This window comes from Acidisphaera sp. S103, from assembly GCF_009765975.1.
Taxonomy (GTDB): Bacteria; Pseudomonadota; Alphaproteobacteria; order Acetobacterales; family Acetobacteraceae; genus Rhodopila.
In genome coordinates this window covers 43209-55839 of record NZ_LMUJ01000047.1, presented here as the reverse complement: position 1 = coordinate 55839, position 12631 = coordinate 43209, and the positions used below count along the sequence as shown (strand labels likewise).

The window sequence follows — 12631 nt, the reverse complement described above, 5'->3', positions numbered from 1 at the left end:
GGGCCTTCGCCCGCCATGACGATGAGAGGCCGGCGGTGCTCGCCGGACGATGCGTTTATTTCCCGGCGAGCCCTTGGGTGGGGAAGGTCAGCCCCTGGTAGAGCGCGGCGAGGGGCAGCTCGATGTCGAGGCCTGGCAGGACCAGGGCGCCGTCGGTGTGTGCGCTGGCGGTCCAGGGGCCGTTCGGTTCGCGGGTCAGCAGCGTGGCACCTACCTGGGTCTGCTCCAGCAGGACGTAGCAGCGCAGGGACGGCAGTTCTGCGTAGTCGATCAGTTTGTCGATGCGGTCGGTGGTGGCGGTGTCGCCCGACAACACCTCGAAGATCGCAACTGCGTCGGTCAGGGTGCGGGTCGTCTGGTCGAGCGGATCGGCGCAGACCAGGACATCCGGGTAGCGGACGCGGGTGCCCGCGCGGAGGCGCATTTCCTGCACGGCCATCAGCGCTCGGCCGCCGAGCAGGGTCGTCAGGGACAGCCATAGATTGGCGATGATGCGCTGGTGCGCGAGGCTGCCGCCGGTCATCGGGATGACCTGCTGTCCGTCGAATTCATGCTTGCCTTCCTGCCTGTCTTCCCAGGCGAGGAAGTGCCCTGTGGTCCATGGCCGGTCCAGCACGGTGTCCATGGTCGATAACCTACCGGAAAGCCACCCGCCGCGTCGACCCCGATCGGGTTTGACGCGGCGGTGGGTGGTTATGTCGCCTTGGCGACGGCCCGCTTGGACACCACGCCGACAAGATGCGCCCGATACTCGGCGCTGGCGTGGATGTCGCTGTTCAGGTCGTCCGGCGGGGTGACGATGCCATTGATGGCGTCGGGGGCGAAGTTGGCCGACAGCGCGTTCTCGATCTCGGTGTGGCGGAACACGCCGCCCTGGCCGGCGCCGGTGATTGCCAGCCGCACGCCGGATGGGAATTTCGCCACGAATACGCCGACGATGGCGTAACGGGACGCCGGGTTGCGGAATTTTTCGTAGGCCGACTTCTCGGGGATCGGCAGTTCGATGGCGGTGATGATCTCACCCTGTTCCAGTGCCGTGGTGAACATCCCTTGGAAGAAATCGTCGGCGGCGATCGACCGGCGGTCGGTCTTGATGGTGCCGCCCAGCGCCAGCAGCGCGGACGGATAGCAGGCCGCGGGGTCGTTGTTGGCCAGCGAGCCGCCCATCGTGCCGCGATGACGCACCGCCTCATCCCCGATCAGCGACGCCTGGTGCGCCAGGCCGGGGATCTTCGCCTTGATATCGGCGTTGGCGGCGATATCGGCATGCCGGGTCATCGCGCCGATGGTGATCTTGTCGCCCGAAACGGTGATGCCGGACAGGCCGAGTTTCGACAGGTCCACCACCGTCGTCGGCTTGTTCAGCCGCTGTTTCAGCACCGGGATGAAGGTCTGGCCGCCGGCCAGGGCCTTGGCCTCCGGATCGCCGGACAGCACCTTCACCGCGTCCGCCAGGCTGCCGGGCTTCTGATACGTAAAATCGTACATCGTAATCTTCCCTTTGCCCTGAGTTATTCCGCCGCCATGCGGGGCGTCGCCGCCTGGATGATCGACCAGAGTTTGGCCCCGGTCGCCGGCATATCCAGATGTCGCACGCCGTAATCTTTCAACGCATCCACCACGGCGTTGATCACCGCCGGCGGGGAGCCGATCGCGCCGACCTCGCCGCAGCCCTTCGACCCCAGAGGGTTGTGCGTGCACATGGTGTTTTCGGTGGCCACCGACATGTTCGGAATGTCGTTCGCCCGCGGCATCGTGTAGTCCATGAACGACCCTGACAGAAGCTGGCCGCTTGGATCGTAGATCGCGGATTCCAGCAATGCCTGGCCGATCCCCTGGGCGACGCCGCCCTGCACCTGGCCCTCGACGATCATCGGGTTCACCACCCGGCCGACATCGTCTACCGCGGTGAAGTTGACCATCTCCACCACGCCGGTGTCGGGATCGATTTCGATCTCGGCGATGTGGCAGCCGCCGGGGAAGGTGAAGTTCTTCGGATCGTAGAAGGCGGTTTCGTCGAGGCCGGGTTCCAGTTCCTCGATGGGATAGTTGTGCGGGACGTAGGCGGCCAGGGAGATGTCGGTCAGGGTCTTCGATTTGTCGGTGCCGGCGACGGAGAAGACGTTGTCCTTGAACTCGATGTCCTCGACCGCGGCTTCCATCAGATGGGCGGCGATCTTCTTGCCTTTGGCGATCACCTTGTCCATCGCCTTGACCATGGCCGAACCGCCGACGGCCAGCGAACGGCTGCCGTAGGTGCCCATGCCGAAGGGGATTTTCGCGGTGTCGCCGTGGACGACCTCGACCTGGTCGAACGGCACGCCCAACTGACTAACAACAAGCTGCGCCAGCGTCGTTTCGTGTCCCTGGCCGTGGCTGTGGGTGCCGGTGAACACCGTTACGCTACCGGTGGGATGGACGCGGATTTCGGCGACTTCATACAGGCCAGCCCGAGCGCCTAGGGAGCCTACGACGGCGGAGGGGGCGATGCCGCAGGCTTCCAGGTAGGTGGAGATGCCGATCCCGCGCAGTTTGCCGCGGTCCTTGGCGGCGGTGCGGCGGGCTTCGAAACCGTTCCAGTCTGCGTTCGCCAGAGCAACGCGCAGAGTCGTCTGGTAGTCGCCGCTGTCGTATTGCAGCGCCACCGGGGTCTGGTACGGGAAAGCATCGGCCGGGATGAAGTTTTTCCGCCGCAGTTCCACCCGGTCGATCCCGGTGTCGTGGGCGATGACGTCGACCAGGCGTTCCAGCAGGAACGTCGCCTCCGGTCGGCCGGCGCCGCGGTAGGCATCCACCGGCACGGTGTTCGTGAACACGGCCTTGACGTTGCAGTAGATCACCGGGGTTTTGTACACGCCGGCGAGCAGCGTCGCGTAAAGATAGGTCGGCACCGCCGGTGCGAAGGTGGACAGGTAGGCGCCCATGTTGGCCAGTGTGGTGATGCGCAGGCCGAGGAAATGCCCCTCGGCATCCAGCGCCATCTCGGCGGTGCTGACGTGGTCGCGACCGTGCGCGTCGCTCATGAAGCTCTCGCTGCGGTCGGCGGTCCATTTCACCGGCCGCCGCACCTTGCCGGCCGCCCAGGTGACGATCGCTTCTTCGGCGTAGTGATAGATTTTCGACCCAAAGCCGCCGCCAACGTCCGGTGCCACCACGCGCAGCTTGTTCTCCGGGATGTGCAGCACGAAGGCGCCCATCAGCAGCCGGATCACGTGTGGGTTCTGGCTGGTGGTGTAGAGGGTGAAGTCGCCCGAGGAGGTATCGAAATCGCCGAGTGCGACCCGGGGTTCCATCGCGTTGGGGATCAGCCGGTTGTTGACCAGATCGAGTTTTACGACGTGCGCGGCATTGGCGAACACGCCGTCCACCACCGCCTTGTCGCCGATCACCCAGTCGTAGCAGAGGTTGCCGGCGACGCCGTCATGCACCTCCACCGCACCGCCGGCGACAGCGTCGGTGAGGTTCGCCACCGCGGGCAGGTCAGTGTAGTCGACGTCGATCAGTTCGGCTGCATTCTTCGCTGCCTGCTTCGATTCCGCGATTACCACCGCCACCGGATCGCCGACATGGCGCACCTTGCCGACGGCCAGCACCGGATGCGGCGGTTCGGCCATGGGGGAGCCGTCCTTGCTGTGAATCTGCCAGCCGCAGGGCAGGCCGCCGATCGACTCGGCTGCCATGTCGGCGCCGACGAACACGCGCACCACGCCGGGGGCCGAACTGGCAGCGGCTACGTCGATGTTGTTGATCGTGGCGTGCGGGCGGTCGGACCGCTTGATCACCGCGTAAAGCTGGCCGGGGCGGTTGATGTCGTCGGTGTAGTTGCCCTTGCCGCTGAGAAAGCGCACGTCCTCTTTCCGACGGACGGATGCGCCGATGCCCTCGAAGCCCATGATTGGAGTACTCCCCGGTAGAGGCGGCGCTTTATTCGGCCGCTTTGGCGTGCATCAACGGATGTGCGGCGGCGATCGCCTTCACAATGTTATGGTAACCGGTGCAACGGCACAGGTTCCCTTCCAGGCCTTCACGGATTTCCTTCTCCGAAAGGCCGCCAGGATGCGATTGCACGAGGTCGATGGCGGTCATCACCATGCCGGGGGTACAGAAGCCGCATTGCAGGGCGTGATGTTCCCGGAACATTTCCTGCATCGGGTGCAGGGTACCGTCCGCCTCGGCGAGGCCCTCGATGGTGATGACATCGGTGCCGTCTGCCTGCAGCGCGAGCTGGGTGCAGGACTTCACCGAGATCCCGTCCACATGCACCACGCAGGCGCCGCATTGGCTGGTGTCGCAGCCGACATGGGTGCCGGTCAGGCCCAGCTTTTCCCGCAGCAATTCGACCAGCAGGGTGCGTCCTTCGACCTCTACCGTGTGCTGCTTGCCGTTGACCGTCAGCGTTACCTGAGGCATCGCACTCCCTTTCATGGTGTCGCTGTTTCTACACGTCGCGGCGCCAAAGGCGGGTAAGCCCTTGGACGGTTCCGTTGCGCACAGTTTGGTCAATCCGGACGTGCGCGGTCAAGCGGGGGTATCACATCCAGTATTCCCAAACCCGAGCCTCAAGCTCCCGCAGCCGCTCCTGGAGCGAGCGGTGGTTCCATCTCGCCAAATTCACCTGACGGGCGGCCTGCATGTAGCGCTGCATGACCGCTTCAACCTGTCCGGCGGTGTCGTGGCCCAGGATGACGGCATCGACTTCGTTGTTGAACACGACGCTGCGGCGATCGAGGTTGGACGAGCCGATCATGGTCCAGGTGTCATCCACCACCGCCAGCTTGGCGTGGACGACGGCGTCCGTCACCTCATAGATCTGAGCGCCGGCGTCCAGCAGATCGCCGTAGGCCGCTCGGGCGGCATAGACCGTGCTCTGGATGTCGCTGAATGCCGGCGCGATAATCCGGACGTCGATGCCGGAGCGGGCGATCCTGGCGAGTTCCCGGCGTTCCTGGTGGGGTGGCAGGAAATAGCCGCTGCACAGCCAGACCCGCCGGCGCGCGCTGCGGGCCGCGGTGAGCAGAGAGGCGTAGTAGAGCGGCTCGTTGCGACCCGGTGAGCTGCCGATGATGCGAACGGTCTGCACACCCTGGCGTGCCAATTGCGGGAAGTAGTCGGCGGCATCGGCGGCGGGCGCCTTCTGGTGCTTCCAGGTCTCGAAAAATAGCTTTTGGAGGTCGGCCACCGCCGGACCTTCGATCCGGACCGCGGTGTCGCGCCAGTAGGCGTGGCTGGTATCGCCGTCAGCCGGGACGCCGGCGGATGGCGGGTTTTCGTAGACTGTGTCCAGATTGACCCCGCCGGTGAAGCCGATCCGCCCGTCCACGACGGTGATCTTGCGGTGATCGCGATCGTTCGGCGACCAGCCGGTTCTTGTCGCGAGCGGGTTGACCGGATTGAACTCGACCACCTTCGCACCGGCCGTCCGCATGGCATCGAAGAATGTTCCCGGCGTGTCCTGTGACCCGTAGGAATCGTAGATCATGTTCACTTTCACACCGGCTCGCAGCCGGTCCCGCAGCACGTCCGAAAGGTGCTTGCCGTCGGATTGGACATCGGCGAGGACGAAGTATTCCAGGTTGATGCTGTCGCGGGCGCCGCCGATGGCTTTGAAGATGGCCTGGAATGCGTCCGTGCCGCTGGGCAACAGGGTGACGGCATTGCCGAAGACGATCGGGCTGTCCGACAGGCCGCGCTGAAGGTCGTACTGCTGTTGCAGGGCATCGGTGTCGTTGATGGTCGGCGCACCGGGCTTGGCCGGATGCCTGGGCAGGGCGACTTCGCGGGGCGTCAGCCCAGCGATATGCGGAACAGCCGCGCATCGTGCCAGCAAGCCCGCCGCGGCGAGCGTCGCCAGTTGACGGCGGCGGAGCCTGTTCGGTCGGGAAAACGCCAACGGGGTGCTCCATCGATTCCTCGGACGTAAGATGTGACGCGCTTGGTGCCGAAATATGCTTGCAGCGAACAAGTTCACGTCAGCCGCGGATCAATTTCCCTTTCGAACAGGGGCATGAAACGGGCCGGACGGTCCCGGCGCCATTGCGCGGGCGATGCCGGGTGCTATGGTTCGCTGCCCGAGCAGAGGCTCGAGGCGGCCGGGAACCGGAGGAAGCAACAATGGAAATCCGTGGGCTGGGCTATATGGGCGTGGGCGCGTCGGACTTGTCCGACTGGACATCCTTCGCCACCGACTGGCTGGGCATGCAGATGATCGAGCGCGGCAACACCGCTCGGGCGTTCCGGATGGATGACCGGTCTCAGCGGCTGGTGGTCGATCGGTCGCTGGGTGAGGGCGAGCGCTATTTCGGTTTCGAGGTCGCCGATGCGGCGGCGTTGCAGGCGCTGGCGGCCCGGCTGGATGCCGCGGGGGTCGCCGTGCGGCATGAGCCGAAATCGCTGGCGGATCAGCGTTTCGTCAAGGAACTGATCAGCTTCCAGGACCCGGGCGGCAACCATCTGGAGGCGTTTCATGGCGCCGCTATTGCCAGCGAGCCGTTCCGGCCAGGGCGGTCGATCTCGGGCTTCCGGACCGGGGCGCTGGGGATGGGACACGTGGTGTTCCACGTCAAGGAGATCGACGATCTTCTGGGGTTCTACAAGGACCTGCTGGGGTTTGGGGTGAGCGACTACATCTCCACGCCGTTCCGAGCGTATTTTTTGCATACGAATGCGCGGCATCACTCGGTGGCGCTGATCGAAACCGGTAAGCAGGATCTGCATCATCTGATGGTGGAGCTGTTCTCCTTGGATGATGTCGGGCAGGGCTATGATATCGCGCTGGGTGAGCCGGAGAAAATCGCGACGACGCTGGGGCGGCATCCGAACGATGCGGTGACGTCGTATTATCTGCGGTCGCCGGGTGGGTTCATGCTGGAATACGGGTGGGGCGGGAAGGAGGTGACTCCGGGCGACTGGACGCCGTCCGAGGTGACCGTCGGTCCCAGCCTGTGGGGGCATGATCGGGCGTGGCTGCCGGCGGATCAGCGGCAGAAGGCGAGGGATATGCGGTTGAAAGCGGCGGCCGATGGCAAGCGAGAGCCGCTGCATGTGATCGACGGTAACTATCAGCGGATGGATGGTGTCTGTCCCTGGTGGGACGCAGCGACGGGAAGGGCGTAGGACGATGGTTGGTTTGCCGCTGAAGGGTCTGTTTGTACTCGATTTGACCGCGCACCGCGCTGGTCCGACCGCGGTTCGCCAGTTGGCGGACTGGGGTGCGGACGTGATCAAGATCGAGCCGCCCGGCGAGGCTAAGGGCGATGTCGTCGGCGGCAACCGCCATGGGTTCGACTTCCAGAACTTGCACCGTAACAAACGCGGCATGACGCTGAACCTGAAGACGCCCGAGGCGCATGCGATCTTCATGCAGTTGGCGTCCAAGGCTGACGTGGTGGTGGAGAATTATCGGTCCGACGTGAAGTATCGGTTGAAGGTGGATTACGATACGATCGCGGCGGTGAATCCTCGGATTGTGTATGGCAGCATCTCGGGGTTCGGGCAGAGCGGGCCGGATGCGACCCGTCCGGGGGTGGATCAGATCGCCCAGGGCATGGGCGGGCTGATGTCGATCACCGGGCTGCCGGGGCAGGGACCGGTGCGGGTGGGGATTCCGATCGCCGACCTGACGGCGGGGATTTTCCTGTCCCAGGCGATCCTGCTGGCGCTGATGCAGCGGGCGCAGACGGGGAAGGGGCAGTGGGTGCATACCTCGCTGCTGGAAGCGCAGATCTTCATGCTGGATTTCCAGGCGTCTCGCTGGTTGATGGCGCATGAGGTGCCGAAACAGGCCGGCAACGATCATCCCACCGGGATTCCGACGGGGGTGTTCCCGACAGCGGACGGGCACATCAATATTGCCGCGTCGGGGCAGGGGCTGTGGGAGCGGTTCTGCAAGGCGATCGGGTGGCAGGAGGCGTTGTCCGATCCGGATTTCGCCAATGGCGCGCTGCGGTCGAAGAACCGCAAGATGGTGAATGAGCGGATTGGTGCCATTACGCGGACGAAACCGAGCGCGCACTGGCTGGAAGTGATCAACAAGGCTGGGGTGCCGTGTGGGCCGATCAACGATATCGCCGGGGTATTCGCGGAGCCCCAGACGCAGCATCTGGGGATTGCTCGAGCGGTGCAGCATCCGAAGCTGGGGGATATCCGGGTGGTGGGGCAGCCGATCAACCTGACGGATAATCCTCAGCCGGAGGTGCTGGGGGCGACGCCTGATCTGGGGCAGCACACGGATGCGATCCTGGGGGAACTGGGGTACGATGCGGCGGCGATCGCGGATTTCCGGGCGCGGGGGATTGTTTGAGGGGGGTTTTGACCATCGAGTGATGGACCGGATGTGATGCCGTCTGTGGCGGTGGTCTGATGCCGATCGTCGCTATCGTCGCTGGGGTGATGATCCGGTTGTATTACTCTGATCACGAACCAGCCGCATTTCCATGCGGTCGCTGGAGACGACGAGATGCTGGTTCGGATCGCGGACCTTGAAGTGATGGCGGGATCGCTTTCACCGGCCCTTCGCCGCACAATATTAGCCTGGGCCGCGGACCATCAGGATAGTCTCGCCTTGGCGTGGGTTCGGTGCCGTCAGGGTGAAAAACCGGGAAAGATCGGATGATGGACATGCACACGATCAAGGCCGCGGCGATTTTACCCGGCCATCGTCTGAAGCTGACGTTCGAGGATGGTTTTCAGGGTGTGGTCGATCTGGCCGCCATAGCCGCTCGCGGTGGTGTCCTGTCGGTATTGGGGACCGATCCAGATGGATTTGCGGTGGCGGAACGTGGCCGTGCGCTGGTGTGGATCGATGAGGACGGGGATGAGGTCGATATGTGCGCCGACGCGTTGCGGCAGATGGCTGAGGAGCAACGCCAAGCGGCGGAGTGACCGTTATCAACCATCAGAAGCCAGACTCGTTGGTTCGCGGCCTTCCCTCATAGCGGCCAGATCACCCTCCCAGCCGAGGCCTGCCATGTCGGCAAAAGCTGCTTGCCGGCGGCGGCTGTGGACGAGGCGGCGCAACGCTTCCTCGATCGTTGCTTGCTTCGTCGGTAAACCGGTCGCCGCCATCGCTTCGGTCAGGAGGGCGTCGTCGATATTGATGTTGATGCGCATGATACCAGCCTGTGTGACATCCGACTTTCTGCCGGTCGCTATCTCGTACGTTGGCGAATGCCAGTATACGCGCCTTTTAGGCCAGGTGCCGTTGCGTTGACCCTTCCGCTGACGTCATGGCCGGGAGCCTGCTTTCGGCGTCTCCCGGCCATCCGCGCACCAGCCGATGAAGCGCGGATGGCCGGGACACGCACAGCGCGCGCCCGGCCATGACGGCATCCAACAGTCGGTGTCAACAGCGCTCGGTATTGCCTCTCATCCGAAGGCGTGGATGGTGAGCCTGCGCTCACCATGACGGGCGGGGAGAGGTCGGTGTGGCGTTACCGCCCGACGAACACCGGCTTCCGTTTCTCCATGAACGAACGGGTGGCTTCCTTAAAGTCTTCGCTGGCCTCGGCCTCGCGCTGCATGGCGTCCATGCGCGCGTCGTCGCGCTGGGCGCGCTCCAGACCTAGCTGGTTGATGAAGTATTTTGACGCTTTGATTGACAAAGGCGCGTTGGCGGCCAGGGTATCGGCGTAGGCGATGGTCTCGGCTTCCAGGGTTTCGGCGTCTACCACGCGGTTGATCAAGCCGATGCGCAGGGCTTCCTCGGTCTTCAGGCGGCGGCCGGAGAACATGATGTCCTTGGCGATGCTGGGGCCGACCAGGTCGACCAGGGATTTCAGGCCCTCGGGCGCGTAGGCGATGCCGCGCAACGCCGCGGGCACGCTGAACTGGGCGTCGGAGGAGGCGAACCGCAGGTCGGCGTTCAGCGCCATGCCCAGGCCGCCGCCGAGGCAGTAGCCGTAGATCATCGCGATCAGCGGCTTCTCCAGGTTCAGCATTTTCAGGCGCAGCTTGCCGGGGGCCTCGCGCGCGATGCGGGCGGCTTCGGGATCGGCTCGGGTCGTCTCGAAGCTCTTAATGTCGCCGCCGGAGATGAAGGCCTTGCGGCCGGCGCCGCGCATGATCACGACCTTGATGGCGGGGTCGGCTTCGTAGGCCTCGATGACGGTCAGCGCGTCCTCCGACATGCCGGGAGACAGGGCATTCAGCTTGCTGGGGTTGTCCCAGATCAGCCAGCCGATGGCGCCGGTTTTCTCGGCGCCGACAAGTCCGGATGTCAGGTTCATGGCTTCGACCTTCTGTGTGTTGCCTCGTGGATACGGTGGGCGCGCCGGATGTCAATGCCCGCGAACGTGGGGACGCACCGCATCGAGCAATTGGGGCGTGGGGGCGAGACGTGGGCCGTCGCCTGCGTCGGCCATAGGCACGATCGTGACGCCCCAGCCGGTCAGGGTCGCCAGCGATGTTCGGGTGATCGGGTGGTCCAGTAACGGCTGGTTCAATGACGGGCCGACGATCACCGGGGTGCGGCGGCCGATCGCCTCGGCGGCGACGGACAATGCCAGGGTGTCGGCGATGCCGTGCGCCAGTTTGTTGAGCGAGTTGAAGCCGCAGGGGGCGAACAGCACCACGCCGCGGGGTGGCCTCGGGCGGATGGCGGCGTCGAAATACGACTCGACCAGGCGTGCGCCGGTGACGTCGGCCAGTTCGCGCGGGGCGATCACGCGGGATGCGTTGGGTGTGGGAATCGCGATGACTGTCGAAAAACCCAATCCGAGGAGGCCGTGCAGCAGGTCCGGACAACGAGCGGCTGTGGTGGTACCGCTGAGGATCAGGTAGGCGACGTCGAATGTTTCGGTTTCAGCCTGTGCCATCGTGCCTGCCTCCCGTGGCCGATCTTGGCACGATCCGGCGGCGACCGTTAGATGGTCGCGACAAACGGGGAAACGCGAATGCAAGCTGATTACGTCATCGTCGGGGCCGGATCGGCCGGCTGCGTGCTGGCCAACCGGCTGACCGAGAACCCGAACACGCGGGTCATCCTGATCGAGGCCGGCGGGCGCGACTGGCATCCGATGCTGCATATTCCCGCCGGTTATATGAAGATGCTGGACCATCCGTCCGTGACATGGGGCTTCAAGGCGGATCCGGAATCCGGGCTGAACGGCCGGGCGATCTCGTATCCGCGCGGCAAGGTGCTGGGCGGCTCAAGTGCCATCAACGGCATGATCTATATCCGCGGCCAACCCGAGGATTACGACCACTGGGGGCAGTTGGGTAATCGCGGCTGGTCCTGGGACGATGTGCTGCCGTTCTTCAGGAAGGCTGAGAACTGGGAGGGCCAGGCCGACGATGTCCATGGCAAGGGCGGGCCGCTGTTTACCTCGCCGACGCGGGACCGGCCGGAATTGTGCCGAGCGGCGGTGGAGGCCGGGAAGCAGATGGGGTGGGAATACCGGGAGGACGTGAACGCCCTGACCCCGGGGTTGGGCGATCATGTCGGCTGGATCCAGCAGACTCGGGGTGGGCGGTTTCGGGCCAGCGCCGCGCGGTCATATCTGAATCCGGTGAAGAAGCGGCCGAATCTTCAGATCGTGACCAACGCCCTGGTGCATCGGGTGCTGTTCGACGGGCAGCGTGCGGTGGGCGTCGCGTTTGCGCGTGATGGCAAGATGGAGCGGGTCGGTGCCGCCGGCGAAGTGATCCTGTCCGCCGGTGCGATCGGATCGCCTCATATCCTGCAACTGTCCGGTGTCGGCGATCCTGAGCATCTCGGGCGCGTCGGGATTTCGGTGCAGCATGGGCTGCCGGGTGTGGGGCGGAATTTCCAGGACCATTTCATGGCCCGGGTGTCGGCCGAGGTGAAGGACGTGGCGACGCTGAACGAGAAATCGCGCGGACTGGGACTGGTTGGCGAGGTGATGCGCTATGTGCTGACCGGGCGCGGGCTGCTGACCTATGGGGCGTCGCTGCTGACGGCGTCGATCAAGATCCTGCCGGAATCGGCGACGCCGGATGTGCAGGCGCTGTTCGCCTCCGCCAGCTATGCGCCCGGGCCGAAGCGCCGGCTGGCGGACGAACCGGGCATGACCAGTGGGGTGTGGCAGATGCGGCCGTTAAGTCGGGGGCATGTCGAGGCTCGTTCGCCGCGGCCGGAGGATCAGCCGTCGATCAATCCGCGCTATCTGGATGACGAACGCGACCGGCGGGCGATGATCGGCGGGCTGCGGCGGGTGCGGGCGTGGTTCCAGGCGCCGGCGCTGGCGCGGTATCTGGTGGCGGAGACGCTGCCTGGACCCGATGTGCAGACCGATGATGAGTTCCTCGGGTATGTCCGGCAGAACGGGTCGACGGTGTTCCATGCCAGTTGTTCTTGCCGGATGGGGCCGGATGCGATGTCGGTGGTGGATGACCAGTTGCGGGTGCACGGGTTGCAGGGGCTGCGGGTGATCGATGCCTCGGTGATGCCGGCGGTGACGTCGACGAACACGAATGCGCCGACGATCATGATCGCGGAGAAGGGGGCGGCGATGGTGCGGGCTTCGGTGTGAGGCCCGTCAGCGTTTTTTGCCTGTCGAAGGCGTGGATGCCGACCGCCGTCGGCATGACGGAGGGGGGCGACCCATGGGCGTGGGTTGGGGTTAGCCGGCGCCGTGTTTCAGCAAGCCCCAGATTTCGCGGCGGATGGCCAGGA

At 64.9% G+C, this 12631-nt stretch carries 13 protein-coding genes; 5 read left to right on the top strand and 8 right to left on the bottom strand.

Annotated features, from left to right (window positions below):
- Positions 1 to 55: 55 nt before the first annotated feature.
- The 5 genes from GSQ89_RS12385 to GSQ89_RS12365 all read right to left on the bottom strand — a co-directional run bounded on the left by GSQ89_RS12385 (position 56) and on the right by GSQ89_RS12365 (position 5890).
- On the bottom strand, positions 56 to 625 hold the full coding sequence (locus GSQ89_RS12385) for a Uma2 family endonuclease (protein ID WP_158925512.1): 570 nt from the start codon (positions 623 to 625) through the stop codon (positions 56 to 58).
- 68 nt (positions 626 to 693) lie between these two features.
- Complete coding sequence (locus GSQ89_RS12380; RefSeq protein WP_158925510.1) at positions 694 to 1488, bottom strand: xanthine dehydrogenase family protein subunit M; 795 nt, start codon at positions 1486 to 1488, stop codon at positions 694 to 696.
- A gap of 23 nt (positions 1489 to 1511) precedes the next feature.
- Positions 1512 to 3893: a xanthine dehydrogenase family protein molybdopterin-binding subunit gene (locus GSQ89_RS12375; RefSeq protein WP_158925508.1), complete on the bottom strand. Its 2382-nt coding sequence runs from the start codon at positions 3891 to 3893 to the stop codon at positions 1512 to 1514.
- A gap of 31 nt (positions 3894 to 3924) precedes the next feature.
- Positions 3925 to 4410 carry a (2Fe-2S)-binding protein gene (locus GSQ89_RS12370; RefSeq protein WP_158925505.1) on the bottom strand — a complete coding sequence of 162 codons (486 nt, stop codon included), beginning with the start codon at positions 4408 to 4410 and terminating at the stop codon, positions 3925 to 3927.
- 121 nt (positions 4411 to 4531) lie between these two features.
- Complete coding sequence (locus GSQ89_RS12365; RefSeq protein ID WP_158925503.1) at positions 4532 to 5890, bottom strand: phosphatidylserine/phosphatidylglycerophosphate/cardiolipin synthase family protein; 1359 nt, start codon at positions 5888 to 5890, stop codon at positions 4532 to 4534.
- Positions 5891 to 6111: 221 nt separating this feature from the next.
- Between GSQ89_RS12365 and GSQ89_RS12360 the strand changes: the two genes are divergently transcribed.
- The 4 genes from GSQ89_RS12360 to GSQ89_RS12345 all read left to right on the top strand — a co-directional run bounded on the left by GSQ89_RS12360 (position 6112) and on the right by GSQ89_RS12345 (position 8880).
- Positions 6112 to 7113: a VOC family protein gene (locus tag GSQ89_RS12360; protein WP_158925501.1), complete on the top strand. Its 1002-nt coding sequence runs from the start codon at positions 6112 to 6114 to the stop codon at positions 7111 to 7113.
- Positions 7114 to 7117: 4 nt separating this feature from the next.
- Positions 7118 to 8299, top strand: a complete 1182-nt coding sequence (locus tag GSQ89_RS12355; RefSeq protein ID WP_158925499.1) for a CaiB/BaiF CoA-transferase family protein — start codon at positions 7118 to 7120, stop codon at positions 8297 to 8299.
- 102 nt (positions 8300 to 8401) lie between these two features.
- Entirely contained in the window at positions 8402 to 8611 is a 210-nt protein-coding gene (locus tag GSQ89_RS40105) for a DUF4160 domain-containing protein (RefSeq protein WP_371734247.1), read from the top strand.
- Positions 8608 to 8880, top strand: a complete 273-nt coding sequence (locus tag GSQ89_RS12345) for a DUF2442 domain-containing protein (protein ID WP_158925495.1) — start codon at positions 8608 to 8610, stop codon at positions 8878 to 8880. The genes GSQ89_RS40105 and GSQ89_RS12345 overlap by 4 nt, the downstream gene beginning before the upstream one ends.
- A 6-nt stretch (positions 8881 to 8886) precedes the next feature.
- Here the strand turns inward: GSQ89_RS12345 and GSQ89_RS12340 are convergent, their stop codons facing one another.
- From GSQ89_RS12340 to GSQ89_RS12330, 3 genes are all read right to left on the bottom strand, one after another.
- Entirely contained in the window at positions 8887 to 9108 is a 222-nt protein-coding gene (locus GSQ89_RS12340; protein ID WP_158925493.1) for a type II toxin-antitoxin system VapB family antitoxin, read from the bottom strand.
- A 320-nt stretch (positions 9109 to 9428) separates the two neighbouring features.
- On the bottom strand, positions 9429 to 10223 hold the full coding sequence (locus GSQ89_RS12335; RefSeq protein ID WP_158925491.1) for an enoyl-CoA hydratase-related protein: 795 nt from the start codon (positions 10221 to 10223) through the stop codon (positions 9429 to 9431).
- 51 nt (positions 10224 to 10274) lie between these two features.
- Positions 10275 to 10811 (bottom strand): flavoprotein, encoded by a 537-nt coding sequence (locus GSQ89_RS12330; protein WP_158925489.1) that lies wholly within the window; start codon positions 10809 to 10811, stop codon positions 10275 to 10277.
- 78 nt (positions 10812 to 10889) lie between these two features.
- On the opposite strand from GSQ89_RS12330, the gene GSQ89_RS12325 reads away from it, so the two are divergent.
- Positions 10890 to 12488, top strand: coding sequence for a GMC family oxidoreductase (locus tag GSQ89_RS12325; RefSeq protein ID WP_158925487.1), 1599 nt, complete (start codon positions 10890 to 10892; stop codon positions 12486 to 12488).
- Positions 12489 to 12631: the final 143 nt, after the last annotated feature.